At 60.0% G+C, this 24,867-nt stretch carries 28 protein-coding genes; 15 read left to right on the top strand and 13 right to left on the bottom strand.

Features of this window, described 5'->3' with window-relative positions; all coding sequences use genetic code 11:
* Nucleotides 1-168 precede the first annotated feature (168 nt).
* On the top strand, nucleotides 169-450 hold the full coding sequence (locus ACP7A2_RS12850; RefSeq protein WP_003233387.1) for a GNAT family N-acetyltransferase: 282 nt from the start codon (nucleotides 169-171) through the stop codon (nucleotides 448-450).
* A 58-nt stretch (nucleotides 451-508) separates the two neighbouring features.
* Here the strand turns inward: ACP7A2_RS12850 and ACP7A2_RS12845 are convergent, their stop codons facing one another.
* Together ACP7A2_RS12845 and ACP7A2_RS12840 are read right to left on the bottom strand one after the other, a co-directional pair.
* Nucleotides 509-1,585, bottom strand: a complete 1,077-nt coding sequence (locus ACP7A2_RS12845) for a 3-deoxy-7-phosphoheptulonate synthase (protein ID WP_060753323.1) — start codon at nucleotides 1,583-1,585, stop codon at nucleotides 509-511.
* Nucleotides 1,586-1,716: 131 nt separating this feature from the next.
* Nucleotides 1,717-2,151, bottom strand: coding sequence for a PilZ domain-containing protein (locus ACP7A2_RS12840; protein ID WP_426134490.1), 435 nt, complete (start codon nucleotides 2,149-2,151; stop codon nucleotides 1,717-1,719).
* Between ACP7A2_RS12840 and ACP7A2_RS12835 the strand changes: the two genes are divergently transcribed.
* From ACP7A2_RS12835 to cysB, 5 genes are all read left to right on the top strand, one after another.
* Nucleotides 2,150-2,536 carry a thioredoxin gene (locus ACP7A2_RS12835; RefSeq protein WP_426134489.1) on the top strand — a complete coding sequence of 129 codons (387 nt, stop codon included), beginning with the start codon at nucleotides 2,150-2,152 and terminating at the stop codon, nucleotides 2,534-2,536. The two genes, ACP7A2_RS12840 and ACP7A2_RS12835, sit on opposite strands and share 2 nt — an antisense overlap.
* Entirely contained in the window at nucleotides 2,533-3,495 is a 963-nt protein-coding gene (locus ACP7A2_RS12830; protein ID WP_426134488.1) for a putative 2-dehydropantoate 2-reductase, read from the top strand. Before ACP7A2_RS12835 ends, ACP7A2_RS12830 begins: the two co-directional genes overlap by 4 nt.
* A gap of 27 nt (nucleotides 3,496-3,522) precedes the next feature.
* Nucleotides 3,523-4,440 carry a 5'-nucleotidase gene (locus ACP7A2_RS12825; protein WP_426134487.1) on the top strand — a complete coding sequence of 306 codons (918 nt, stop codon included), beginning with the start codon at nucleotides 3,523-3,525 and terminating at the stop codon, nucleotides 4,438-4,440.
* 66 nt (nucleotides 4,441-4,506) lie between these two features.
* Nucleotides 4,507-5,013, top strand: coding sequence for a universal stress protein (locus tag ACP7A2_RS12820; protein ID WP_426134486.1), 507 nt, complete (start codon nucleotides 4,507-4,509; stop codon nucleotides 5,011-5,013).
* Nucleotides 5,014-5,110: 97 nt separating this feature from the next.
* Complete coding sequence (gene cysB / locus ACP7A2_RS12815; protein WP_348056370.1) at nucleotides 5,111-6,085, top strand: HTH-type transcriptional regulator CysB; 975 nt, start codon at nucleotides 5,111-5,113, stop codon at nucleotides 6,083-6,085.
* Nucleotides 6,086-6,296: 211 nt separating this feature from the next.
* Here cysB and ACP7A2_RS12810 read toward each other — a convergent pair whose 3' ends face one another.
* Together ACP7A2_RS12810 and ACP7A2_RS12805 are read right to left on the bottom strand one after the other, a co-directional pair.
* Nucleotides 6,297-6,779, bottom strand: coding sequence for a GreA/GreB family elongation factor (locus ACP7A2_RS12810; RefSeq protein ID WP_426134485.1), 483 nt, complete (start codon nucleotides 6,777-6,779; stop codon nucleotides 6,297-6,299).
* A 5-nt stretch (nucleotides 6,780-6,784) separates the two neighbouring features.
* Complete coding sequence (locus ACP7A2_RS12805; RefSeq protein ID WP_426134484.1) at nucleotides 6,785-7,153, bottom strand: hypothetical protein; 369 nt, start codon at nucleotides 7,151-7,153, stop codon at nucleotides 6,785-6,787.
* A 132-nt stretch (nucleotides 7,154-7,285) separates the two neighbouring features.
* On the opposite strand from ACP7A2_RS12805, the gene earP reads away from it, so the two are divergent.
* Complete coding sequence (gene earP / locus ACP7A2_RS12800) at nucleotides 7,286-8,419, top strand: elongation factor P maturation arginine rhamnosyltransferase EarP (protein WP_426134483.1); 1,134 nt, start codon at nucleotides 7,286-7,288, stop codon at nucleotides 8,417-8,419.
* 49 nt (nucleotides 8,420-8,468) lie between these two features.
* On the top strand, nucleotides 8,469-9,041 hold the full coding sequence (locus ACP7A2_RS12795; RefSeq protein ID WP_071487782.1) for an elongation factor P: 573 nt from the start codon (nucleotides 8,469-8,471) through the stop codon (nucleotides 9,039-9,041).
* A 67-nt stretch (nucleotides 9,042-9,108) separates the two neighbouring features.
* Here the strand turns inward: ACP7A2_RS12795 and ACP7A2_RS12790 are convergent, their stop codons facing one another.
* The 3 genes from ACP7A2_RS12790 to ACP7A2_RS12780 form a co-directional block, all read right to left on the bottom strand.
* A complete protein-coding gene (locus ACP7A2_RS12790; RefSeq protein WP_348056378.1) occupies nucleotides 9,109-9,528 on the bottom strand; it encodes an organic hydroperoxide resistance protein in 420 nt (139 codons plus the stop codon).
* A 198-nt stretch (nucleotides 9,529-9,726) separates the two neighbouring features.
* A complete protein-coding gene (locus ACP7A2_RS12785; RefSeq protein WP_375068925.1) occupies nucleotides 9,727-10,179 on the bottom strand; it encodes a MarR family winged helix-turn-helix transcriptional regulator in 453 nt (150 codons plus the stop codon).
* An 80-nt stretch (nucleotides 10,180-10,259) separates the two neighbouring features.
* Entirely contained in the window at nucleotides 10,260-11,210 is a 951-nt protein-coding gene (locus ACP7A2_RS12780) for a LysR family transcriptional regulator (protein WP_426134536.1), read from the bottom strand.
* A 109-nt stretch (nucleotides 11,211-11,319) separates the two neighbouring features.
* Here ACP7A2_RS12780 and ACP7A2_RS12775 point away from each other — a divergent pair, with 109 nt between their 5' ends.
* On the top strand, nucleotides 11,320-12,069 hold the full coding sequence (locus ACP7A2_RS12775) for a sulfite exporter TauE/SafE family protein (RefSeq protein WP_375068923.1): 750 nt from the start codon (nucleotides 11,320-11,322) through the stop codon (nucleotides 12,067-12,069).
* On the opposite strand, the gene ACP7A2_RS12770 is transcribed toward ACP7A2_RS12775, so the two are convergent.
* Nucleotides 12,059-12,940, bottom strand: a complete 882-nt coding sequence (locus ACP7A2_RS12770) for a LysR family transcriptional regulator (RefSeq protein WP_426134482.1) — start codon at nucleotides 12,938-12,940, stop codon at nucleotides 12,059-12,061. The two genes, ACP7A2_RS12775 and ACP7A2_RS12770, sit on opposite strands and share 11 nt — an antisense overlap.
* Nucleotides 12,941-13,010: 70 nt before the next feature.
* On the opposite strand from ACP7A2_RS12770, the gene ACP7A2_RS12765 reads away from it, so the two are divergent.
* Together ACP7A2_RS12765 and ACP7A2_RS12760 are read left to right on the top strand one after the other, a co-directional pair.
* On the top strand, nucleotides 13,011-13,217 hold the full coding sequence (locus tag ACP7A2_RS12765) for a DUF1127 domain-containing protein (RefSeq protein WP_426134481.1): 207 nt from the start codon (nucleotides 13,011-13,013) through the stop codon (nucleotides 13,215-13,217).
* Between the two features lie 45 nt (nucleotides 13,218-13,262).
* On the top strand, nucleotides 13,263-14,483 hold the full coding sequence (locus tag ACP7A2_RS12760; protein WP_426134480.1) for a winged helix-turn-helix domain-containing protein: 1,221 nt from the start codon (nucleotides 13,263-13,265) through the stop codon (nucleotides 14,481-14,483).
* A gap of 80 nt (nucleotides 14,484-14,563) precedes the next feature.
* On the opposite strand, the gene ACP7A2_RS12755 is transcribed toward ACP7A2_RS12760, so the two are convergent.
* Nucleotides 14,564-15,910 (bottom strand): class II 3-deoxy-7-phosphoheptulonate synthase, encoded by a 1,347-nt coding sequence (locus tag ACP7A2_RS12755; RefSeq protein ID WP_426134479.1) that lies wholly within the window; start codon nucleotides 15,908-15,910, stop codon nucleotides 14,564-14,566.
* A 124-nt stretch (nucleotides 15,911-16,034) separates the two neighbouring features.
* On the opposite strand from ACP7A2_RS12755, the gene ACP7A2_RS12750 reads away from it, so the two are divergent.
* Complete coding sequence (locus ACP7A2_RS12750) at nucleotides 16,035-16,790, top strand: spermidine synthase (protein ID WP_426134478.1); 756 nt, start codon at nucleotides 16,035-16,037, stop codon at nucleotides 16,788-16,790.
* A 117-nt stretch (nucleotides 16,791-16,907) separates the two neighbouring features.
* Here ACP7A2_RS12750 and ACP7A2_RS12745 read toward each other — a convergent pair whose 3' ends face one another.
* Nucleotides 16,908-17,699, bottom strand: a complete 792-nt coding sequence (locus ACP7A2_RS12745; protein WP_426134477.1) for a crotonase/enoyl-CoA hydratase family protein — start codon at nucleotides 17,697-17,699, stop codon at nucleotides 16,908-16,910.
* Between the two features lie 422 nt (nucleotides 17,700-18,121).
* Here ACP7A2_RS12745 and ACP7A2_RS12740 point away from each other — a divergent pair, with 422 nt between their 5' ends.
* Nucleotides 18,122-19,795 (top strand): DEAD/DEAH box helicase, encoded by a 1,674-nt coding sequence (locus ACP7A2_RS12740; RefSeq protein ID WP_053255160.1) that lies wholly within the window; start codon nucleotides 18,122-18,124, stop codon nucleotides 19,793-19,795.
* A gap of 197 nt (nucleotides 19,796-19,992) precedes the next feature.
* On the opposite strand, the gene ACP7A2_RS12735 is transcribed toward ACP7A2_RS12740, so the two are convergent.
* Nucleotides 19,993-20,760, bottom strand: a complete 768-nt coding sequence (locus ACP7A2_RS12735) for a DODA-type extradiol aromatic ring-opening family dioxygenase (protein ID WP_426134476.1) — start codon at nucleotides 20,758-20,760, stop codon at nucleotides 19,993-19,995.
* Nucleotides 20,761-20,863: 103 nt separating this feature from the next.
* Between ACP7A2_RS12735 and ACP7A2_RS12730 the strand changes: the two genes are divergently transcribed.
* Entirely contained in the window at nucleotides 20,864-21,520 is a 657-nt protein-coding gene (locus tag ACP7A2_RS12730; RefSeq protein WP_426134475.1) for a thiopurine S-methyltransferase, read from the top strand.
* 171 nt (nucleotides 21,521-21,691) lie between these two features.
* Here ACP7A2_RS12730 and htpX read toward each other — a convergent pair whose 3' ends face one another.
* Both htpX and ACP7A2_RS12720 read right to left on the bottom strand, forming a co-directional pair.
* Entirely contained in the window at nucleotides 21,692-22,579 is an 888-nt protein-coding gene (gene htpX / locus ACP7A2_RS12725; RefSeq protein ID WP_012723005.1) for a protease HtpX, read from the bottom strand.
* A 303-nt stretch (nucleotides 22,580-22,882) separates the two neighbouring features.
* Nucleotides 22,883-24,094, bottom strand: a complete 1,212-nt coding sequence (locus ACP7A2_RS12720) for a pyridoxal phosphate-dependent aminotransferase (protein ID WP_058411776.1) — start codon at nucleotides 24,092-24,094, stop codon at nucleotides 22,883-22,885.
* A gap of 201 nt (nucleotides 24,095-24,295) precedes the next feature.
* Between ACP7A2_RS12720 and msrB the strand changes: the two genes are divergently transcribed.
* Nucleotides 24,296-24,688 carry a peptide-methionine (R)-S-oxide reductase MsrB gene (gene msrB, locus ACP7A2_RS12715; RefSeq protein ID WP_426134474.1) on the top strand — a complete coding sequence of 131 codons (393 nt, stop codon included), beginning with the start codon at nucleotides 24,296-24,298 and terminating at the stop codon, nucleotides 24,686-24,688.
* Nucleotides 24,689-24,867 lie beyond the last annotated feature (179 nt).

Raw genomic sequence — 24,867 nt, 5'->3', positions numbered from 1 at the left:
TGCGTCTTGAGCTATTGCGGCATTGGTGCTTACTATTCCCTACGTGCTGGTCGTGAGCGCTATGGGTTTTCTCGTCGTCGAAACTGGCACGGGGTGGCGTAGATGTTCCTTCGCCGGAAAAACATCGGTAAGGTAGGGGTCGAAATTCAAGACCCGCGAGGAGTAGTGATGAGCGAGGCGTTGTCCATCCACCATGACCAGGCAGGTCATCAGTTCGAGACCAATGTGGACGGTCATCGTGCCTACCTGACCTACATGGACCTCGGGAAGCAGACCCTGGATATCTATCGGACTTTCGTGCCCAACGCACTGCGGGGCCGTGGCATTGCTGCCGCGTTGACCGAAGAAGCCTTGAAGTTCGCCGAAGAGTCCGGCTACACCGTGATCCCGTCGTGCTCTTACGTAGAGCGCTACATGGAGCGTCACCAGCGCCATGCCGCAAAGCTGTAAACCTTCTGCACAATGAAAAACGCCGGGCTAAGCCCGGCGTTTTTGTGTGCGCACGATTTCAGGTGCGTTTGCGTTTCGGCAATACGTCCTTGAGCTTGGCGTGCATGCTGCGCAGCGTGGTCTCGGTGGCAGACCAGTCAATGCAGGCATCGGTGATCGACACGCCGTATTGCAGGTCGGCCAGATCCTTTGGAATCGCCTGGCAACCCCAGTTCAAGTGGCTCTCGACCATCAAGCCGATAATCGACTGGTTGCCTTCGAGGATCTGGTTGGCCACGTTTTCCATCACCAGCGGCTGCAGCGCCGGGTCCTTGTTGGAGTTGGCGTGGCTGCAGTCGACCATGATGTTTGGCTTGATCTTCGCCTTGTTCAGCGCCTGTTCGCACAGCGCAACGCTCACCGAATCGTAGTTGGGCTTGCCGTTGCCGCCGCGCAATACCACGTGACCGTAGGCGTTGCCCTTGGTGGTGACGATGGACACGCCACCTTCCTGGTTGATACCCAGGAAGCGGTGCGGGCTCGAGACCGATTGCAGTGCGTTGATGGCAACCGTCAGGCCGCCGTCGGTGCCGTTTTTGAAGCCCACGGCCGAAGACAGGCCGGACGCCATTTCACGGTGAGTCTGGGATTCGGTGGTGCGCGCACCGATGGCCGACCAGCTGATCAAATCCTGCAGGTACTGCGGCGAGATCGGGTCGAGGGCTTCGGTGGCCGTCGGCAGGCCCATTTCGGCCAGGTCCAGCAGCAACTGACGACCGATGTGCAAGCCGTCCTGAATCTTGAACGAGTCATCCAGATACGGGTCGTTGATCAAGCCTTTCCAGCCGACAGTGGTCCGCGGCTTCTCGAAATAGACGCGCATCACCAGGTACAAGGTGTCGGACACTTCGGCCGCCAGCACCTTGAGGCGCTCGGCGTATTCGTGGGCAGCCTTGAGGTCGTGGATCGAGCAAGGGCCGATCACTACGAAGAGGCGGTGGTCGGTGCCGTCGAGAATGTCACGGATGACTTCGCGGCCCTTGGTGACGGTCTGCAAGGCAGCGTCGCTCAGGGGGATTTCGCGTTTGAGCTGATCGGGCGTGATCAGGGTCTCGTTGGATTCGACGTTAAGGTCGTTGATCGGTAAATCAGCCATCGTGTTACTCGTCAGGGTCACGGGTGCCGGCCGCCAGCCATCCCCGTGCGGCGGAGCACAGCATGATTTGGATGCAGGGGGGAGGAACCTTAGCGCGTAACACGGGCCCGCGACAATGGGCAAAGCCGGGTTTAATCCAGCACTGGCTGCACAAAAGTCTCTCGGGCGAACTCGCCGGCATGGCGCGAGATCCACTCGCGGGCCAATGTGTCGAGTTGCGCAGGTGTGGGCTCGGCGTCTTCGTGCAAGCGGCAGTAGCGTTCGATCTGGCACACTTGTTCGCCCATTCGCGCGCCAAACAAAGCGTGTTCATCGGTAAACGAGATGCCGATGCGATAACCATTTTCCACCTTGCGACACCAGGCCACATAGCCCGGATATCGGGCGCTGGCGCCCAGTGACGGGATGCGCAAATCCACGGCAGTGCCCTGGCGCCAGGCACGCGGGCAATTGCAGGCGACGCCGCCCAGGCCGATAGTGTGCAGGCGTTGGCGGGGAATGGCGGGAGCGGGACGTTGGATTAACTCGACAGCGACATCATCAGGGTGAGGTAAAAAACGACCCATGTACACGGACTCCGAGCACCGTCCAATTGACGGCGGTGGCAGCAGTATAGTGAAGGAACAGGAATTGACCGACCTGGATATTGACCAGCAATTGCTGGGATTGCCAGGTATTTCGCTCGTGGTGTTTACAAGCGTAGGCTGCTCCAGTTGCCGCTGGGCACGCCAGCAATTGCCCGGCTGGCGTTTGCCGGTGGACCGTGTGTGCTGGGTGGATGCCGGCCACAATGGCGGTGCGGTCGAGCGCTACCAGATCTTTCATTTGCCCGCATTGTTCGTGGTGTGCGAGGGTGAATTCTTCGGGCAATTACAGACACGTCTCACACTTGCCGACCTGACCGACGCCGTGAATCAAGCACTTACCCGCATCCCGGAGGATTTACCATGACCGCAGTTGCACCCAAGTCGCCACGCATTGGCATTATCGGCACCGGTGCCATCGGTGGGTTCTACGGCCTGATGCTGGCGCGTGCCGGGTTTGATGTGCATTTTCTGTTGCGCAGTGAATACGCGGCGGTCAGCGAGCACGGCCTGCACCTGAACAGTACGCTGCACGGCAAATTGCACCTGCACCCGGTGCAGGCCTACGCCCGCGCCGCCGATATGCCGCCGTGCGACTGGTTGCTGATCGGCACCAAATCCACCGGAAACCTGGACCTTGCACCCACGATCGCCCAGGTCGCAGCGCCGGACGCCAGAGTGGTGTTGCTGCAAAACGGCCTGGATGTCGAAGACAGCCTGCGCGAACACCTGCCGCCGTCGCTGCACTTGCTGGGTGGCCTGTGCTATATCGGCGTGCACCGCTCTGCGCCGGGTGTCGTCGAGCATCAGGCACTCGGCCGGGTCAACCTGGGCTATCACAGTGGCAGCGCGGCCAACGATGAAACCCGCCAGAAAGCCATCGTCGAAGAGGGCGCCGCACTGTTTCATACAGCAGGTATCGAATCCCAGGCGATGGCCAATGTGCACCAGGCGCGCTGGCACAAACTGGTGTGGAACGTGCCGTACAACGGTCTTTCCGTGTTGCTCGCCAGTGGCACCACCGCGATGATGGCCGATGAGTCGAGCCGCGAATTGATCCAGGCGTTGATGGCCGAAGTGGTGAAGGCCGCTCACGCCTGCGGTCACGAGATTCCCGCAAGCTACGCTGAGCAGATGTTCGCCATGACCGAAACCATGGACGACTACCTGCCCAGCATGTACCACGACCACGTACACAAACGCCCGCTGGAACTGGAGGCGATTTACGCCCGGCCGCTCGCGGCTGCCAAAGCGGCGGGTTGCGAATTGCCACGTATGCAGGCGCTGTATCAGGCCTTGAGCTTTATTGATCGGCACACTCGCTGAGGTGTGCGCTGACTCGGGGGAGATAGCATGGCAAAGGGACTGGGAGACAAACTGGTGCTGGCGATTTCGTCGCGAGCACTGTTCGACCTGAGCGACAGCCACAAGGTCTACCTGGCCGAAGGGGTTGAGGCGTACCGCAAATACCAGATCGAGCACGAGGAAGAAACCCTCGAACCTGGCGATGCGTTTCCGTTGGTGAAGAAACTCCTGAGCCTCAACGCCAGCCTGGGCCGTGCGCGGGTTGAGGTGGTGCTGGTGTCACGCAACAGCGCCGACACCGGCCTTCGGGTGTTCAATTCGATCCAGCATTACGGCCTGGATATTTCCCGCGCCGCCTTCGTCGGCGGGCGCAGCCCCTATCCTTATCTGGCCGCGTTTGGTTGCCATCTGTTTCTGTCGACCCATGCTGAAGATGTGCGCAGCGCACTGGATGCCGGCTTTGCAGCGGCGACGATTTTGTCGGGCGGGGCGCGGCGGGCGTCGAGTGACGAACTGCGCATCGCCTTCGACGGCGATGCCGTGCTGTTTTCCGACGAGTCGGAGCGTGTCTATCAGGCGGGCGGCCTCGAAGCATTTTTGACCAACGAACGGGAATCGGCACGCGAGCCTTTGCACGGCGGCCCGTTCAAAGGGTTCCTGGCGGCACTCAACCTGTTGCAGCGCGAGTTCGCCGATGAGGCCTGCCCGATCCGCACGGCCTTGGTCACTGCGCGCTCGGCGCCGTCCCACGAGCGGGTAATACGCACCCTGCGTGAATGGGATATCCGCCTGGACGAGTCTTTATTTCTTGGCGGCCTGGATAAATCCGCGTTTCTGGAAGCGTTTGGCGCCGATGTGTTTTTCGATGACCAGGCCGGACATTGTGAGAGAGCCAACGAGGTGGTCGCCACCGGGCATGTGCCCCATGGCATCAGCAATGAGTTGAAAATCCAGGCCGAGCCCTGAGTCGAACTTTGCGAGGCGCTGCTAAGCTCACTCAATCTCCGCCATCCTGGCCGTCCAGGAGGTTTTATGATTCGTTCGATGCTGTACGCCACCGACCTTGGTCTGTACGCGCCTTATGTGATGCACCATGCGCTGGCACTGGCCCGAACGTTTAAAGCAGATTTGTATGTGGTTCATGTGGTCGAGCCGATCGGGCTGTTCGCCGAATCGGTGTTGCACAGCTACCTTGATGAGAAGGCCTTAAGTGAGTGGCAAAGCCAGGGGCTGACCAGGGTGATGGCCACGATCGAGCAACGGGTGCTGGACAGTTTTCGCGAGGAGTTGGGAGACGGGGAGCAGGACTTGCAGTTGATTCGCTCGGTGCGGGTGATTCAGGGGGACCCGTGCGAGGTGATTCTCGACCAACTGCGCAAACTTTCCGTCGACCTGTTGATCGTAGGGAGTCATAGCCATGCAACCGCAGCGGCTACTCCGCTCGGACGCACCGCTGCACGGGTGTTGCAACTGTCCACGGTGCCGGTTTATCTGGTGCCCTCTTTACAGCGGCGACGCGGCAATGATGGTGACAGGTAAAAAACGATAAAAAGTTCTAGATTTATCCGTATTACCTTTAATATAGTTATATACCGTCGCTGATACCCGTGGCGTCTATCCGCTTTGAGGGACACATATGAAGCTTCAACAACTGCGCTACATCTGGGAAGTGGCGCACCACGACCTCAACGTTTCCGCTACCGCTCAAAGCCTCTACACCTCGCAACCCGGTATCAGCAAGCAGATCCGCCTGCTCGAAGACGAGCTGGGCGTTGAAGTATTCGCCCGCAGCGGCAAACACCTGACCCGCGTCACTCCGGCCGGTGAGCGCATCATCACCACCGCCGGCGAGATCCTGCGTAAAGTTGAAAGCATCAAGCAGATTGCCCAGGAATTCTCCAACGAGAAGAAAGGCACCCTGTCCATCGCCACCACGCACACCCAGGCACGTTATGCATTGCCGCCGGTGATCCGCGACTTCATCAAACAGTACCCTGACGTGGCATTGCACATGCACCAGGGTTCGCCGATGCAGATCGCCGAAATGGCCGCTGACGGCACCGTCGATTTCGCCATTGCCACCGAAGCCCTGGAGCTGTTCGGCGACCTGGTGATGATGCCGTGCTACCGCTGGAACCGTTGCGTGGTCGTGCCGCAAGGTCACCCACTGGCCAAGCTGCCGAAGCTGACCCTCGAAGCCCTGGCTGAATACCCGATTGTGACCTACGTGTTCGGTTTCACCGGCCGTTCCAAGCTCGACGAAGCGTTCAGTCACCGGGGCCTGACGCCTAAGGTGGTGTTCACCGCAGCCGACGCCGACGTGATCAAAACTTACGTGCGCCTGGGCCTGGGTGTGGGCATCGTCGCCAAAATGGCGGTCGACACCAACCTCGACAAAGACCTGGTCGTGCTCGACGCGAGCGAGCTGTTCGAGTCCAGCGTGACCAAGATCGGTTTCCGTCGCGGCACGTTCCTGCGTGGCTTCATGTGCGATTTCATCGAGAAATTCGCGCCGCACCTGACCCGCGAAATCATGGCCAAGGCGATCCAGTGCCACAACAAGCAGGAACTGGAAGAACTCTTCGACGGCGTGGAACTGCCTGTTCACTAATACCTTACGCATTCATGTGGCGAGCGGGCTTGCCCCGCGTTGGGTTGCGAAGCGGCCCCAAAACCAGCGACCGAGGAGTATCTGACTCATCGCACTCTGCCTTTTTAGGGTCGCTTCGCAACCCAACGCGGGGCAAGCCCGCTCGCCACAGGGATAGTATTCGCCGGTATCAGCCAGATATGGCGGGTTTCCAAAGACCTTGAAAGGGCTGCTACTTAGCCTCGGTAACCGTAAAGTGTTGCCGAGCGCCCGCCACCAGAATTTCCACCTCATCCCCCTCAAACTTCCCCAGCAGGCTTTTGCCCAACGGCGAGCGTGGGGTAATGACGGTCACCGGTTGCCCCACCACATCGATCTTCAAACCCGCGGCATCCGGCGCGAGAAACAGCCACTGTTCGCGACCGTTCTCGTCCTCCAGGCCCAGTAGCGTGCCCACCTCGATGCCGCGCTGATCATCGTAGGCCCCAAGCTGCATATTCTGGCACAGCGCCAGCGACTGCTTGATCTCCTCGACGCGCTTGGCTTGCCCGGCCGCCAGATAGGAAGCCTCCAGCCCCAACGTGTCGTATTTGTTTTCCGCGATGTTTTCTTCGTGGGTCGCGGTTTCGTAGGCGGTCTGTGCAGCGCGCTGGGCGATGTCGAGATCGACGCTGAGCTTCTCCAGCACACGCTGGTGAACGGTGTGTTTATTCATGGTCATCAATCGCAGAATTGCAGGACATTGGCCCGGGTTTTTTCATTGGGCGCGTTCTGGTCCTGTTGCAGCCAGAACTGGCATTTGGGGTTGGACAGGTTGCGCGCGTTGTTGCGCGCCTGATCCAGGCTTTGCTGTTGCTCCTGCTTGCGCTGGTTTTCCTGATACTGCTCGAACATACGGTTCGGCGGCTCCGGCGCAACGACGGCGGGCTTGCCCAATTGCTGAACGGCCTGCGCCACGGGGGCCAGGCTTTGCGGGAACAGGTAGCGCGAGGCCAGCCAGGTAGTCAGCACGATGGCGATAAACCCGAGCCAGATGCCAAGCGCGATGGCTAAACACAATTTGAAAAGCGACAGCGGACGGTCAGACATGGCGGCCTCCTGGCAGGCATTTGCGGCGTGGCGACGATTGTCGCACAGCCACTGTGCAGAATAATCGCGATCAAGCCTTCTGCATCGGCGCATTTATGCGGACAATCAAGCCTTTGAGTGTTGGAGCCCGGAATGAAAGCCCGCTGGGATATTTTTTGCAGCGTCGTCGATAACTTCGGCGACATCGGCGTGACCTGGCGCCTGGCCCGGCAACTGGTGGTGGAGCAGGGGTGCGACGTGCGTTTGTGGGTCGATGATCTGCGAGCGTTCGAGCGTATGTGCCCCGAGATCGACGTGAGGCTGAGCCAGCAATGGCAAGAGGGCGTCGAGGTTCGTCATTGGCCGGCCGAGTGGCCTCACACACCGTCCGCCGACGTGGTAATCGCCGCCTTTGCCTGCCAGTTGCCGCCCTCCTATATGGAAGCGATGGCCGCGTGTGAACGCACGCCGCTGTGGATGAACCTGGACTATCTCAGCGCCGAAGACTGGGTGGTCGGTTGCCATCGCCTGCCGTCGGTGAAGTTCAAGGGCGTGCAGAAGTACTTCTTTTTTCCGGGCTTTCGTGCAGGCACCGGCGGATTATTGCGTGAGGCGGGCCTGTTGGAGGCGCGTCAGGCATTTCAACAAGACGCTGTCGCGCAGCAACAATTCCTGCAAACCCTGGGCGTGTTTCCTGCAGCGGGTGCGCGGCTGATGTCGTTGTTTGCCTACGAAAACGCGAGTCTTGGCAGTTGGCTGGACGTGATGGCGACGGACGGGCGTGCCACTCATCTGCTGGTGCCGGAAGGGCGCATCCTCGGCGACGTGCAGCGCTGGCTGGGTGTGGAAGGGCTGGTGGCAGGGGACATCCATCAACGTGACGCGCTGACCGTGCAGGTCATTGCGTTCGTGCGTCAGGAGCAATATGACCGCCTGCTGTGGTGCTGCGACTTCAATGCCGTACGCGGCGAAGACTCGTTCGTGCGCGCTCAATGGGCTGGGCGACCGTTGTTATGGCATATCTATCGCCAGGACGAAGACATCCACCTGGACAAGCTCGATGCGTTCCTGGCGCTGTACACCGCCGCGTTATCCCCGGCTGCACGGGTGGCCCTGATGGCGTTCTGGCAAGCCTGGAACACGGATGGCGATATGGCACAACCGTGGAAAATGCTCTTGGAACACTGGCCTGAGGTCAGTCAGCACGCCGAATCGTGGTGTCTGGAACAAGGCTTGCAGGCCGATCTTGCGACGGCGCTGGTACAGTTTTATGAAAGTTGGATATGATACGCCACCTTGATTTTTGTAAATCCCATCCAAATTTCGGATATATGCAATGAAAACTGGTAAAGAACTGAAACCCGGTACAGTGATCCGTCTTGAAAACGACCCTTGGCTGGTTCAGAAAGCTGAGTTCACCAAGTCTGGTCGTAACAGCGCAATCATGAAGACCAAGCTGAAGAACCTGCTGACCGGTTACAAGACCGAGATCGTTTACAGCGCCGACGACAAACTGGACGACGTGATCCTCGACCGCAAGGAAGCGACTCTGTCCTTCATCAGCGGCGACACTTACACGTTCATGGACACCTCCGACTACACCATGTACGAGCTGAACGCTGAAGATATCGAAGCCGTTCTGCCGTTCATTGAAGAAGGCATGGAAGACGTCTGCGAAGCTATTTTCTTCGAAGAGCGCCTGGTTTCCGTAGAGCTGCCGACCACCATCGTGCGTCAGGTTGACTACACCGAAGGTTCCGCTCGCGGCGACACTTCGGGCAAGGTGATGAAGCCTGCCAAACTGAAAAACGGTACCGAACTGGCCGTTGCAGATTTCATCGAAATCGGCGACCTGATCGAGATCGACACCCGCGAAGGTGGTTCGTACAAAGGTCGCGCCAAGAAGTAATTCTGGCCAAACCGTACGAATGAAAAAGCCCGACCATGAGTCGGGCTTTTTTGTGGGCGTCGATTAATCAGACGGTCACGTGCAGGCGCACATCAACGTTGCCGCGGGTGGCGTTGGAGTACGGGCAGACCTGGTGAGCGGCGTCGACCAGGCTTTGTGCGTCGTCCTGGGTCAGGCCTGGCAGGCTGATGTTCAGGTCGATGTCCAGACCGAAACCGCCGGGGATTTGACCGATGCCAACGTGGGCAGTGATCGAAGCGTCATCCGGGATTTTGCGTTGGGTCTGGCTGGCGACAAATTTCAGTGCGCCGATGAAGCACGCCGAGTAGCCGGCGGCGAACAGTTGTTCCGGGTTAGTGGCCTGGCCACCGGCACCGCCCAGTTCTTTGGGGGTGGAGAGTTTGACATCGAGGATATTGTCGCTGGAAACAGCACGACCATCACGGCCGCCGGTGGCGGTGGCTACTGCGGTATAGAGAGTTTGCATGGCATTTTCCTCAGGGTTATAAGCGCTAAATGTTTGCGCGCTAAGTAGTTGGTGAGGTGAATGTATAGCGCTAATGTTTAGTGCGCAAGATAAATTTAAAGATTATTTTTTCGAGCGGATTTGCTGGCTCACCACAAAGCACTGTGGGAGCTGGCAAGCCAGCTCCCACAGTGGATTTTGTGTGGCCGGATTATCGCGTCAGAGGCTGGACTGCAAATTGGCGCGCAGCGCGATCAGGTCGCCTTGCAGCTTGCGCAACTGCTCCAGCTCAAGGCCGCTGGCGCCGAGAATGCATTGCGGAATACCCATCGCCTTGTCCTGCAACGCGCGGCCAGCGGCGGTGAGTTCCACCACCACCACGCGCTCGTCTTCACGGCTGCGAGTACGGCTAAGCAGGCCTTCTACTTCAAGGCGCTTGAGCAGAGGCGTAAGCGAGCCCGGATCCGTCAGCAACCGGCTGCTGATTTCTCCGACCGTCAAACCATCCTCTTCCCACAGCACCATCATGGCCAGGTACTGCGGGTAGGTCAGGCCGAGTGCCTGCAACAGGGGCTTGTAGACCTTGGTCATCAGCAGTGAGGTGGAATGCAGAGCGAAGCACAGCTGGTTGTCCAGCATCAGGGATTCGCACGGGTCGGGGTTTTTACTCATGGCAGTGCCTTAAAAAAGCGTGTCTGGGCTGGAATCTAGCGGGCAAACCTTTAATGCGCCAGATAATTCTGGCCGGACGGTCAGACCAAGCCGCTTTGCAGCGCCAGATCCCACGGTGGAACGGGGCTGAAGCGCGATTTCAGGTATTCCAGCAGCAGCTGGCTACGCGCATTGGCGTGTTGTTCCAGGCGCAGCGCATAAATGCCGCTGGTTTCCGGGCTTGGCAGGCCGTCTTCGCAAAACAGCGGCAGCAACTCGCCGCGCACCAGATATTCACTGGCCAGCCACGTGGGCAGATGGGCGATACCCAAGCCGGCGAGGGCACCGCAAAGCAGCGCTTCGGCGTTGTTGGCGCTCATGCGAATGCGCTTGGGGCGATACGTGGCGCGGCGCCCGTCGAGCTCAAAGCGCCAGGCGAACATTGGCGCCAGGCCGTCCCAATCCAGGCCGTCGTGGTCGCTCAGTTCGTGAGGATGGGTGGGTGTGCCACGGTTTTTCAGATACGCCGGGCTGGCGCAAGCGATGCGTACGATACTGGCCAGGGGCGTGGCGATCAGCCGGGTGTCGACGATGTGCCCCGCGCGCAACACCAAGTCGACCTTGCCCAAGTGCGCGCCCTGCATATCGACAAAGCTGTCGATCAAATGCAGGTGCACATCCAGCCCCGGGTACACATTCAAAAAGTCCGCAATCACGGGGGCCAGATGCCGTCGACCAAACGCCGCCGGCGCATCCACACGAATCAAGCCCTCCGGCGCATGGCTGAGGGAAACCGCCTCGGCTCGAGCCAATTGCAGCTCGCTGACGATCCGCCGCGCGCGTTCGGCGAAGGCCAGGCCCGCCGGGGTCGGCACCACGGCGTGAGTACTGCGCTGAAACAAGCGGCTGCCCACTGAGCTTTCCAGACTGTCGATACGCCGGGCCACAGCCGAGGGGGTCAGCGGATGGCGTCGCGCGGCGGCGGAAAAACTGCCGGTCTCCAGTACGTCAAGAAACAGGCCGAGCTGGTCGGTCAAGGCATTCGGGTTCATGGGCGCGCGCTTATGCAGGATTGGCACAGCCATTGTGCGTTGCTGTGCGTTTCCGCACCAGAGCCGACTGCGTAGCATGAGCGGCCTGGGATTTGTGGAGTAGCGCGCGGTGTTGGATTTAGTGATTTACCTGGTATTGGGCGCGGCTCTCGGCACCGTCGGCGGCCTGTTTGGCATCGGCGGCGGGCTGATCGCCATCCCCGTACTGGGCGTGTTGTTCGGCCTCGATCAGCAACTCGCCCAAGGCACCGCCCTGGTGATGGTCGTGCCCAACGTGATGCTTGCCCTGTGGCGTTACCACCAGCGCAACCGCATCGAATTGCGCCACGCACTGCCGTTGGGCGTAATGGGTTTCAGCTTTGCCTGGCTGGGTTCGATCTGGGCGGTTGGCCTGGATGCAGGTGCGATGCGCATCGGCTTTATCGCGTTTTTGCTGACGCTGTCGGCTTACAACCTGTTGCGCATGTTCACTCGCAATGCGCCGCCAACCGCCGAGATGCGTTATTCCTGGCCCTGGCTCGGCGTGCTGGGCGCCGCCTCCGGCTCTATGGGTGGCTTGTTTGGCGTGGGCGGCGCGGTGGTCGCCACGCCGGTGCTGACGAGCCTGTTCGGCACTACTCAGGTCGTCGCGCAAGGTCTGTCCCTGGCCTTGGCGCTGCCTAGCACAGGCGTGACCCTCGTCACCTACGCCTGGCACCACGAGGTCGACTGGATGATTGGCATGCCCCTGGCCGTCGGCGGCCTGCTGAGTATCAGCTGGGGCGTAAAAGTCGCTCACGCGCTGCCGGAGCGAGTGCTGCGCGGCCTGTTCTGTGGCTTTCTGGCGATCTGTGCGGTGATGTTGACGTTTAAAGTCTGAAGCCTTCGAGGATGTATTGCGCCAGGCAATCAGTAATCGGCGACGTCATCGCCGGGTTGCGCAACAAGCGCAGGTTCATCGACGGCAGTGGCGGAAAACCTTCGGCGCTCCCGAGTACGCGCAAGTCTTCGTTCACCAGGCTTTCCATGCTGGCCATAATCGCCAAGCCGGAGCTGACCACCGCCTGGATCGCCGCCACGTTGGAGCTGTGATACGCCAAGCGATAGTCCCGCCCAACTGCATCCAGTGCCGCGCGGGTCCACTGGCTGCAAAAGCTTTCTACGCCGGAAACTGCCAGAGGCAGGGAATCGTGCTCGTCCAGACAAAAACAGGGCGACGCTACCCACACCATGCGCTCGGAGCGCAACAACTCGCCGATTTCAACCCCCGGCTCACGGCTGATCACCGTCAACGCCAGGTCGCGGCGCTGCATCAGCACCCGTGACGACTCACAATGCATCTCGATCTGGATCAACGGGTAGGCTTTGGAAAACCGCTTGAGAATCCCCGGCAAAAACCGCATCACGTAGTCATCCGGCGTGCCGATGCGCACCAGCCCGACCATATGCGGCTCGCGCAGGGTGTTGAACACCTCACTGTGCAGTTTCAGGATGCGCCGCGCATAACCCAGCAGCACCTGGCCCTCGGGCGTCAGCCGAACCTGGCGCCCGTCGCGCTCAAACAGCTTGCGCTGCAGCACGTCTTCTTCCAGGCGCTTCATCTGCATGCTCACTGCCGATTGGGTGCGGTTGACCACTTCACCAGCACGGGTAAAACCGCCCAGATCGGCGATGGCAACGAAGGTGCGCAGCACTTCCGTGTCGATACTCGGGTAGCCAGACAATTGATCAATCTCCGAGATGTATTGCATAAGAAACATTCGTTGGATTGATCATAAGGCAGGCCACACACTCGCGTCATCCCCACTGGAGGGCGAGAAGATGAAAGGTCAGACAGGTTTTGTGTCGATGGCGAAGCGTCCGTTTTCCGGGCTGTTACACACAATTGCGCGTTGGCAGACGTTGCATCAGGAACGCCGGTTGCTGGCGAGTTTGAATGACAACGCGCTCAAGGACATCGGGCTCAATCGCAGCGAAGTCGAGCAGGAGCGCCACCTGCATTTCTGGCAAGACCCGATGCGAAAATGACCGGCGATGGAGTAGGGTGGTCGGCGCGCTCACACGGAGAATCGCATGCCCGCCGACCTGTTTTTTTCACTCAAGCAAGCACGCCGCATGGCGCTGGCGGCCCAGGGGTTTTCCGGGCGCCAGCCGCCTGCGTTGATCAAGGCTGCGCAGCTCAACCGGTTGATTGATCGCCTGGGTGTGTTGCAGATCGATTCGGTCAACGCCGTGGTGCGCTCCCATTACCTGCCGTTGTTTTCCCGTCTCGGCAGTTATTCCCCCTTGATCCTTGAACAAGCCGCCTGGAGCCAGGGCCGGCAGCGTTCGCTGTTTGAATATTGGGGGCATGAGGCGTCTTTGTTGCCCATGGCGCTGTACCCGTTGATGCGTTGGCGCATGGAAAGGGCAAAGCTGGGGCAGGGGATTTACTCGCAGATGGCGCGCTTTGGCCGTGAGCAACAGGCCACGATCCAGCGTGTGTTGCAGACGGTTGAGCAGCAAGGCGCATTGGGCGCGGGGAGTTTATCGACCCGCGAAGAACGCGCCGGGCCTTGGTGGGACTGGAGTGATGAAAAACACGCGCTGGAATGGCTGTTTGCCGCAGGCTTGGTCACCGTCGCCGGGCGGCGCGGGTTTGAGCGGCTGTATGATTTGCCGGAACGGGTAATCCCCGGCGAGATTCTTCAACACGCTCCGTTAACTGAAGCCCAGGCGCAACGCGGTTTGTTGTTGCACAGTGCGACGGCGTTGGGCGTGGGTACCGAAAAAGACCTGCGCGATTACTTTCGCCTGGACCCCGCAGACAGCCGCAATCGCCTCGCCGAACTGGTCGAAGACGGCCAGTTGTTCACGTGCCAGGTTCAGGGCTGGAGAGCCCCGGCGTTCTGCCTGCCCGAGCCGAAAGTGCCACGCAAGGTGCCAGCCAGTGCGTTGCTGTCGCCGTTTGATTCGTTGATCTGGGAGCGCAGCCGCACCGAGCGGCTGTTCGATTTTCGCTACCGGCTGGAGATCTACACCCCGCAACACAAGCGGGTGTACGGCTATTACGTGTTGCCGTTTTTGCACAATGAACGGATCGCTGCGCGCATCGATTTGCGCGCTGAGCGTGCGAACGGGCGGTTGGCGGTGCATGCGGTGCACGAGGAGGCGCCGGGGCTGGATGAGGAAGGGATGCAGGCGTTGGCGTTGAATCTGCTGCAGATGGCCAATTGGCTGGGGTTGGAGCAGGTACAGCTCAACTGCCAGCGGCCGAGTGCTGACCGGCTGAGGGTGGCAATGCTGCAGGTTTGAAGTGTTGTGGCAAGCGGGCTTGCCACAACAAGCACCCTCGCCACAACAGGCTCGCTAGCCACAGGCCTTGTTGTCGGGCCTTAGCGCTTGACCTGTTTCAACGTCTCGGCAATCAAAAACGCCAGCTCCAGCGACTGATCGGCGTTCATCCGCGGGTCGCAATGGGTGTGGTAGCGGTCTGACAAACCGTCTTCAGTAATCGGCCGCGCGCCGCCGATGCACTCGGTGACGTTCTGCCCGGTCATCTCGATATGAATCCCGCCGGCATAGCTGCCTTCGGCCTGATGCACCTGGAAGAATTCCTTCACTTCACCAAGAATCTGCGCGAAGTCGCGGGTCTTGTAACCGCTGCTGGCCTTGATGGTGTTGCCATGCATCGGGTCCGAACTCCACAGCACCTGCTTGCCCTCGCGCTGCACGGCGCGAATCAGGTTTGGCAGGTGGTCGCCAACCTTGCCGGCGCCCATGCGTGCGATCAGGTTGAGGCGGCCAGGGTCGTTGTCCGGGTTGAGGATGTCGATCAGGCGGATCAGGTCGTCGGGGTTCATGCTCGGGCCGACTTTAACGCCGATCGGGTTGTTCACCCCGCGCAGGAATTCAACGTGGGCGCCGTCCAACTGACGGGTGCGGTCGCCGATCCACAGCATGTGGGCCGAGCAGTCGTAGTAGTCGTTGGTCAGGCTGTCGCGGCGCACGAAGGCTTGCTCGTAGTTGAGCAGCAGCGCTTCGTGGGCGGTGAAAAAGCTGGTTTCGCGCAGTTGCGGCGAGCTGTCCATGCCGCAGGCGCGCATGAAGGCCAGGGTTTCGTCGATGCGGTCCGCCAGCTGGCTGTATTTTTCGGCCAGCGCGGAGTTGGCGATGAAGTCCAGGTTCCACTTGTGCACTTGGTGCAGGTCGGCGAAACCGCCCTGGGCAAAGGCGCGCAGCAGGTTAAGGGTCGCGGTGGACTGGTGGTAGGACTGCAGCAGGCGGTCCGGGTCCGGCACGCGGCTTTTGAGGTCGAAGCCGATGCCGTTGACAATGTCGCCACGGTAGGCGGGCAGGGTCACGCCGTCGATGGTTTCATCGTTGGCCGAGCGCGGCTTGGCGAACTGGCCGGCCATGCGCCCGACTTTCACCACCGGGCAGCCGGCGGCGAAGGTCATCACGATGGCCATCTGCAACAGCACCTTGAAGGTGTCGCGGATCTTCGCGGCGGAGAACTCGGCAAAGCTTTCGGCGCAGTCGCCGCCCTGTAACAGGAAGGCGCGACCCTGGGTCACTTCGGCGAACTGACGGCGCAACTCGCGGGCTTCACCGGCAAACACCAGTGGCGGGTAGCTGGCGAGGTTTTGTTCCACTTGCAGCAAGTGCGCAGCGTCCGGGTACTGGGGTTGTTGCTGGATCGGCAGGGCGCGCCAGCTGTCGGGGCTCCAGGGTTGGCTCATCATGAACTCGATAGGGTGATTGACGGTCGGGCGCCAATGTTATCAGCAATTAGTGCGTGACCTGCTGCCGCCGGTTGGCCGACAATCGCGCCTTTGCCCTGCGGTAAACCCTTTAGGAGTCGTGATGACCGAAGAGCGTGTCGAGCGCCTGTTGGCCGAGGTCCATGATGACTTCGGCATGATCCGCGTGCTCGAAGTGGCCGACTATCGTTTTCTCGAATTTGGCGACGCCATCGAGCAAAGCTGTGTGTTCACCGCCGACCCAAGCTGGCTGGAATACGACTATACCCGCGCGATGCTGATTGGCGCCTTGTGCCACGAGCTGCCGGAAAGCGCGTTGTTCCTCGGTTTGGGGGCTGGCACGTTGACTCAGGCCTGCCTCAAGTTCCTGCCGCTGGAAGACGTCGAAGCCATCGAACTGCGCCCTGACGTACCGCGCCTGGCCATTGAATATTTGGGCCTGGATGACGACCCGCGCTTGTACATCCGCATTGGCGACGCCCTGCAGTTGCTGGATACCGCCGAATCCGCCGACCTGATTTTCGTCGATCTCTATACCGACGTCGGGCCTGGCGTGGGGCACCTGGCCTGGACGTTTCTGGAAAACTGCCAGAAGAAGCTCAACCCCGGCGGTTGGCTGGTGATCAACCAGTGGGCGACCGACGACGGCAAACCGTTGGGCGCGGCGTTGTTGCGTGGCTTGTATCACCGCCATTACTGGGAGCTGCCGGTGAAGGAGGGCAATGTGATTTTGTTGGTGCCTTCGGAGCTGGACCAAGAGCTGGACATTGATGCGCTGTCGGCCCGCGCAGAGGGATTGGCGCCGCAGTTGGGCTATTCGTTGCAGGGGTTGATAAAGGCCATCCGGCCGGCAACTTAGTTGGCTGTTCTGACGCCTTCGCGGGCAAGCCCGCTCCCACAGGAGAATGCATTCAACAGGAAAATGCATTTCAAATGTGGGAGCGGGCTTGCCCGCGATGAGGCCCGCACAGCCCACTCAAATCCCTTTAAACACCCCCGGCCGCTTTTCAATTATCGCCCGCACACCTTCCTTGGCGTCTTCACTGTTCAGCAATTTTTCCACCATCACCTGCAGCCCCGCCGCCGCGACGGCCTCACCTTCCATGCGCGCCTGACGCGCCGACATCAACGTGGCCTGCACGCCCAGCGGCGCCTGGCGGGCGATCCGGTTAGCCAGTTCAATCGCGCGCGGCAGCAAGTCTTCACTGGCCATCACCTCCTGAACCAGGCCCAACCGCAAGGCTTCATGCGCATCAAACTCGTCACCGGTGAGCAACCAGCGCATGGCATTGCCCCAGCCGGCGATCTGATGAAAGCGCAATGTCGCGCCGCCAAACGGAAAGATCCCACGCTGCACTTCCATCTGCGCAAAGCGCGTGTTGCTCGCGCAAATATTGATATCCGCCGCCAGCATCAACTCGATACCGATGGTCAGGCAGTATCCTTTGGCTGCCACGATCACTGGCTTGCTGACCCTGGGGCCGGCGAACACGCCCCACGGATCGCAGCCGCCCAGCGGCGGCTGCCAGCCTCCCGACATCACCGCGCTGACATTCGCCAAGTCCAGCCCGGCGGTGAAATGGTCACCGTGGGCGAACACCACAGCCACCCGCGCGTCGGCATTTCGATCAAATTCGCCATAGGCCAGGCTCAGTTCATTGAGCAAATCCAGATCGAAGGCGTTGCGCTTGTGGACGCGGTCCAGGCCCAGCAGCAAGACATGGCCCTGTAATTCACGACTGACGCGACTGCTGCTGGCTTGATTCATCGGGTTTGCCCTCGGTTGCGGGTTGGGGTTTTAGACCAAAGGTCTCTATCGATAGGTGAACCGTTTAAGCTTTATGACCAACATGGCCGGGCCTTTGAAAAATAGACCTTGCCGGTGTTATCTGCAAAGACTGTGATCCAGCGCGGTTTATCAGTGTTTTCCGATAAAAAAAGCTCCCTTTTTGAGGTATTTCCGGTATAGTGCGCGCCGGCCTTTAACCGGGCCGCGTTTAGGTAGCGCAATTCCCCGAAGTCAGCTTCGGCTGCACGTCCGCACAGCGGACTCTCCCTTGACGAATCTTTTTCATTCATTCGTTTTCGCAAATCCCCGCCGACAAAGCAGCCAGGGCGACTCTTGAGTCTCAACACGGCATGCGCAGCTTTGGAGCATGGGTCTTTGCGGATGCACTTAGAGGCAGACCCATGACCCAGGAAACCGGCGGCTTCGCCGCTTTTAATCTTAACCCGAACATTCTTGCTGCCGTCATCGCGACTGGCTACGAAGAACCTTCGGCTATTCAGCAGCAATCGATCCCGATCATCATGGCCGGCCAAGACATGATTGGCCAGGCGCAAACCGGTACCGGTAAAACCGCCGCGTTCGCTCTGCCAATCCTGCACTGCATCGATCCTGCCAAGCGCGAGCCGCAAGCCCTGATCCTGGCGCCAACCCGTGAGTTGGCGCTGCAAGTAGCAACCGCTTTCGAAACCTACGCCAAGCAAATGCCGGGTGTAACCGTTGTGGCCGTTTACGGCGGCGCGCCTATGGGCCCACAACTGAAAGCAATCCGTAACGGCGCACAGATCGTTGTCGCCACCCCGGGCCGTCTGTGCGACCACCTGCGTCGTGACGAGAAAGTGCTGTCGACCGTGAACCACCTGGTTCTCGACGAAGCTGACGAAATGTTGAAGCTGGGCTTTATGGATGACCTGGAAGTCATCTTCAAGGCACTGCCACCGACCCGTCAGACCGTACTGTTCTCGGCCACCCTGCCACAGTCGATCCGTGCCATTGCCGAGCGCCACCTGCGCGATCCGCAACACGTGAAGATCCAGACCAAGACTCAGACCGTTACCGCGATCGAACAGGCTCACCTGTTGGTTCACGCTGACCAGAAGACCTCGGCTGTATTGAGCCTGCTGGAAGTTGAAGACTTCGACGCCCTGATCATGTTCGTGCGCACCAAGCAAGCGACCCTGGACCTGGCCAGTGCCCTGGAAGCCAAAGGCTACAAAGCCGCTGCGCTGAACGGTGACATCGCCCAGAACCAGCGCGAGCGCGTTATCGACTCCCTCAAGGATGGCCGTCTGGACATCGTTGTTGCGACCGACGTAGCTGCTCGTGGTCTCGATGTTCCACGTATCACCCACGTGTTCAACGTTGACATGCCGTACGATCCAGAGTCCTACGTTCACCGTATCGGCCGTACCGGCCGTGCGGGTCGCGAAGGTCGTGCACTGCTGCTGGTGACTCCACGTGAGCGCCGCATGCTGCAAGTGATCGAGCGCGTAACCGGTCAGAAAGTTGCCGAAGTCCGCCTGCCGGATGCCCAGGCAGTTCTGGATGCTCGCATCAAGAAACTGACCAACAGCCTGTCGCCGCTGGTGGCTGACGCTGAATCGACCCACGGCGAATTGCTCGACCGCCTGACCGCCGATATCGGTTGCACCCCGCGTGCCCTGGCTGCCGCCCTGCTGCGCAAAGCTACCAACGGTCAGGCGCTGACCCTGGCTGCGATCGAGAAAGAACGCCCACTGGTTCCGAACAACGCGCCACGCGGTGATCGTCCAGAGCGTACTGGCGACCGTCCAGACCGTGGTGATCGTGAGCGTCGCGCTCCGGTTCCATTGGCTGAAGGCCGTGCTCGTTGCCGTACCGCGCTGGGCGCGCGTGATGGTATCGCTGCCAAGAACCTGCTGGGCGCTATCCTCAACGAGGGTGGCCTGGCACGTGAAGCGATCGGTCGTATCCAGGTACGTGACAGCTTCTCCCTGGTGGAGCTGCCGGAAGATGGTCTGGAAAAACTGCTGGCCAAGTTGAAAGACACTCGCGTTGCGGGCAAGCAGCTGAAGCTGCGTCGCTATCGCGAAGATTGATCTGCCTTTTGGGCTGATTGATCGCACATGAAAAATCCCCGACTGGTTCGGGGATTTTTTTTGCCTGATTTTGGATCAGCACTCGGTCAACTGTGGGAGCTGGCTTGCCTGCGATGGCGGCGTAACAGTGAAAAACATGCTGACTGAACCACCGCCATCGCAGGCAAGCCAGCTCCCACAAGGGGGTATGCGTTTCGTTAGCCGAAGCGGTAAATGTCCATCCCCAGCGCACCCATGGTGAACCCTTGGTGCGCCACGCTGAAATCACCCCCAGCGCCACGCGCAAAGTACAGCGGCAGCAAATGCTCATCGCTAGGATGATTGCGCACCGCATGGGGCGCCTGACGACGGTAATCGTGCAAGGCCGCCTCATCATTGGCGGCGAGTTTATCCACCACCCAATCCCTGAAGTCCCGCGCCCAAGGCTCAATACTCTCAGGCTCGGCGTGCCAGTTCAGCTCACCCAGGTTATGGGTAATGCTCCCGGAACCAATCAACAGCACACCGCGTTCGCGCAGGCTGGCCAGGGCGCTGCCGACACGTGTCTGCAGGGCAGGGCCCATGCGACTAGGCAAAGACACCTGAACCACCGGGATATCCGCTGCCGGATACATCAATGACAGCGGCACCCACGTGCCATGGTCAAAGGGGCGCCGGTCATCGACGCGCGCATTCAAACCATCGGTGTGCAGCAGCTCAACAATTTCGCTCGCCAGTGGCGGGTCGCCCGGCGCCGGGTATTGCACGGCGAACAATTCACGCGGGAAGCCGCCAAAGTCGTGCCAGGTTTCTGGCGCAGGGTTGCCGCTGACCAGCAATTCCTGGCTCTCCCAATGAGCCGAGACCACCACAATCGCGTTCGGGCGCGGCAGTTCGGCGGCTAAGCGCTGAAGCGCCGGGCCACTGGCGCCGGGTTGCAGGGCCAGCATGGGCGAGCCGTGAGATATATACAGGCTGGGGAGCATAATGGGTGTCCTGAGCGTTAACATGAGCCCATCTTCAAGCAGATCATTGATCTAAATCTAATATAAGTTTTAGCGCCTTTTGATCGAATTTTCAGGAGGAATTATGGAGCCCAAGTTTTGGCAAGAGCGCTGGGCGCGCAATCAGATCGGCTTTCACCTGCCCGACGTTAACCCGTACCTGCAACGGCATTGGCCACAACTCGCGCTGGCTGAAGGCGCCAGGGTGCTGGTGCCGCTGTGTGGCAAGAGCCTGGATGTGATGTGGTTAGCGAGCCTGGGTCATCGCGTGATGGGGGTGGAGCTGTCGGAGCAGGCGGTGGAGACGTTCTTCAATGAGCAGGGCCTTACGCCACGCATCTCTTGGCAAGGCGCGTTCAAGGTGTATCAGGCTGACTCGATCGAGCTGTGGTGCGGGGATTTCTTTGCGTTGGGCGCAGAAGCTGTTGCCGGTTGCAGTGCTCTCTATGACCGCGCCGCGCTGATCGCCTTGCCGCCCTTGATGCGGGCGCAGTATGCGGAGCATCTGAGTACCTTGCTGGGTTCTGGCTGCCAGGGGTTACTGATCACCCTCGATTACGACCAGGCGCAAAAAGCCGGCCCGCCGTTTGCGGTGATGGATGAAGAAGTTGAGGTGCTGTTTGGGGCTCACTGGGGCCTGAATGTACTGGAGGAGCAGGATATTCTGGGGGAGAGCTGGAAGTTTGTGCAGGACGGCGTTACGCGGTTGGAAGAGCGTGTCTATCAACTGACAAGGTGCTGACCCTGCCATCGCTATCGCGGGCAAGCCCGGCTCCCACATTGACCGAGTTTTTCACAGTTTATGTGAGGCTGGGCAGATCCCTGTGGAAGTCGGGCTTGCCCGCGATGACAATTCAGGCACCCACAAAAAAGGGGCGATCAGATCGCCCCTTCCAGTGTCGCTGCCTCGCTGTCAGCCGCGACGACGCAACGCGTCGATACGCTCTTCCAGCGGCGGGTGGCTCATGAACAACCGAGCCATGCCTTGTTTTATGCCGCCGTTGATGCCAAAAGCGGTCAGGCTGTCCGGCATGTGCACCGGCAAGCCCTGTTCGGAGCGCAAGTGTTGCAGCGCTGCGATCATCGCCCCGGTACCGGCTAGGCGAGCACCGGCTTCGTCTGCGCGGAATTCGCGTTTGCGCGAGAACCACATGGTGATCGCACTGGCCAGAAAGCCCAGCACCACTTCAGCGAAGATGGTCGCCACGAAGTAGGCGATACCGCGGCCGCCTTCGTTTTTGAAGATCACCTTGTCGACGAAGTTGCCGATGATCCGCGCGAAGAACATCACAAAGGTGTTCACCACGCCCTGTACCAGCGCCAGGGTGACCATGTCACCGTTGGCCACGTGGCCGATCTCGTGAGCCAGCACAGCCTTCACTTCATCGTAGGAAAAGCGTTCCAGCATGCCCTGGCTCACTGCAACGAGCGCGTCGTTCTTGTTCCAGCCGGTGGCAAAGGCGTTGGCTTCGTAGGCCGGGAAGATCCCGACCTCAGGCATCTTGATACCGGCTTCGCGGGACAGCTGCTCCACAGTCTGCAGCAACCATTGCTCATGCCGGGTGCGGGGCTGGGTGATGACCTGCGTGCTGGTGCTCATCTTCGCCATCCACTTGGAGATGAACAGCGAGAACAGTGAGCCGGCAAAACCAAAGACTGCACAGAAAACCAGTAGCTGATTGAGGTTCAGATCGACCCCGTTGGCCGCCATGAACCCGTTGAAGCCGAACAGGCTCAGGGTGATGCTGGCAATCAGCACGACCGCCAGGTTAGTGGCCAAGAACAGCAGGATGCGCATCATGGTTGTAGAATTCTCCTCATGCTTAATATGTCGCGTACTGCGGGGTATATAAGGTGCGCCTTGGGGTGATTCAACTGGGCGACTATTTCAAACTGTGTCCTACAGCCTGAATGTAGAGCCCTGAAGGGATTTTCCGAGCTGGAAAGCCAACGGACTTCACCGCGATCTTGCCTCGCCGTCCCGTAATTACAGGGGCTGACCGATCCTTGGTATGCCGCGACAGAGGGGAAGGGGAGAAAGACAGAGAAGTGTTGCCAGATACTCGCTGTACGACCGAATACCGGCCGTACAGCGCAACATCCGTTACTGGCGATAGGACTTGAGGAAGTTGCCGATGCGACCGATGGCCATGTCCAGGTCATCCACACGCGGCAATGTCACCACGCGAAAGTGATCCGGCCACGGCCAGTTGAACGCGGTTCCTTGCACAACCAGCAGCTTTTCCGACAACAGCAGGTCGAGCACGAACTTCTCGTCGTTGAAAATCGGGCAGACTTTCGGGTCGATGCGTGGGAAGGCGTACAGCGCGCCCATGGGTTTCACGCAGCTGACGCCCGGAATCGCGTTGAGTAACTCCCACGTACGGTTGCGCTGCTCCAGCAGGCGGCCTTGTGGCAGCACCAGGTCGTTGATGCTCTGGTAGCCGCCGAGGGCGGTCTGGATGGCGTGCTGGCTCGGCACGTTGGCACACAGGCGCATATTGGCGAGCATGTCGATGCCTTCGATGTAGCTCTGGGCGTTGTGCTTTGGGCCGGAGATGGCGATCCAGCCGGAGCGGAAGCCCGCCACGCGGTAAGACTTCGACAGGCCGTTGAAGGTCAGGCACAGCAGGTCCGGCGCCAGGGAGCCCGTGCAGATGTGCACGGCGTCATCGTAGAGGATCTTGTCGTAGATCTCGTCGGAGAACACCACCAGGTTGTGCTGGCGCGCCAGTTCGAGCATGCCCAGCAGCACTTCCTTTGAGTACACGGCGCCGGTGGGATTGTTCGGGTTGATGATCACCAGGGCCTTGGTGTTGGGGGTGATTTTGGCCTTGATGTCGGCAAGGTCCGGGAACCAGTCGGCGCCTTCATCGCACAGGTAGTGCACCGGGTGGCCGCCGGCCAGGGTCACAGCCGCCGTCCACAGCGGGTAGTCGGGCGCTGGCACCAGCACTTCGTCGCCATTGTTGAGCAAGGCTTGCATGGACATCACGATCAGCTCGGACACGCCGTTGCCCAGGTAGATGTCTTCGATGCCGACACCTTCAACCTGCTTCTGCTGGTAGTACTGCATCACGGCTTTACGCGCGCTGAACAGGCCTTTGGAATCGCTGTAGCCCTGGGCGGTCGGCAGGTTGCGGATCACGTCCTGAAGGATTTCATCCGGCGCTTCGAAACCAAAGGGCGCCGGGTTGCCAATGTTCAGCTTGAGGATGCGATGGCCTTCCTCTTCCAGGCGTTTGGCGTGCTTGAGCACTGGGCCGCGAATGTCGTAGCAGACGTTGGCGAGCTTGTTCGATTTGCTGACCTGCATGGCGATGTGATCCTGAAAATGAACGATCCAGACGGTGTGGAGACTACCGTACTGTGAATCCCGCAGGGCCGCCCCCATAAATACGTTTGAATGCCGGTAGCGCGGGTGCCAGACTGGCGTTTTGAAGAGGCGCAATCATACGTGCCGCCTGATCCATGGAAAAGACACAGATCAGGGTTTTTCAGTTGCCGAGGTGTACCGATGGAAAAGCTGCAGAAAACCATTGATGAATGGAAAGCGATGCTCGACCCCGAGCAGTACAACGTGTGCCGCCTCAAAGGCACCGAGCGCCCGTTTTCGGGCAAGTACAATGCCACCAAGACCGACGGCGTGTACCACTGCATCTGTTGTAACGAGGCGTTGTTCGATTCGACCACCAAGTTCGATTCGGGCTGCGGCTGGCCGAGCTTCTACGCGCCGATTGCCGACAGCGCGATGATCGAGATCCGTGACGTCAGCCACGGCATGATCCGCACCGAAGTCACCTGCGCCAAGTGCGACGCGCACCTGGGGCACGTGTTCCCGGACGGCCCTCCGCCGACGGGTTTGCGATACTGCATCAACTCGGTGTGCCTGGACCTCGTGCCGCGCTAGGGCAACCAGCACCCTCCAACTGTGGGAGCGGGCTTGCCCGCGAAGGCGGTGCGTCAGTCTGCGAATAAATTGACTGATACACCGCCTTCGCGAGCAAGCCCGCTCCCACAATTGAATCGAGTAAGAGGGAAGAATGGGTGTAGGGCTATAACGCGCCATCATTGCGGTCAATTAAATTG

This window comes from Pseudomonas sp. PWP3-1b2 (genome assembly GCF_049896045.1).
GTDB classification, from domain to species: Bacteria; Pseudomonadota; Gammaproteobacteria; order Pseudomonadales; family Pseudomonadaceae; genus Aquipseudomonas; species Aquipseudomonas antarctica_B.
The sequence above is the reverse complement of the archived record's forward strand: the minus strand, read 5'-3'. Positions and strand labels throughout refer to the sequence as shown.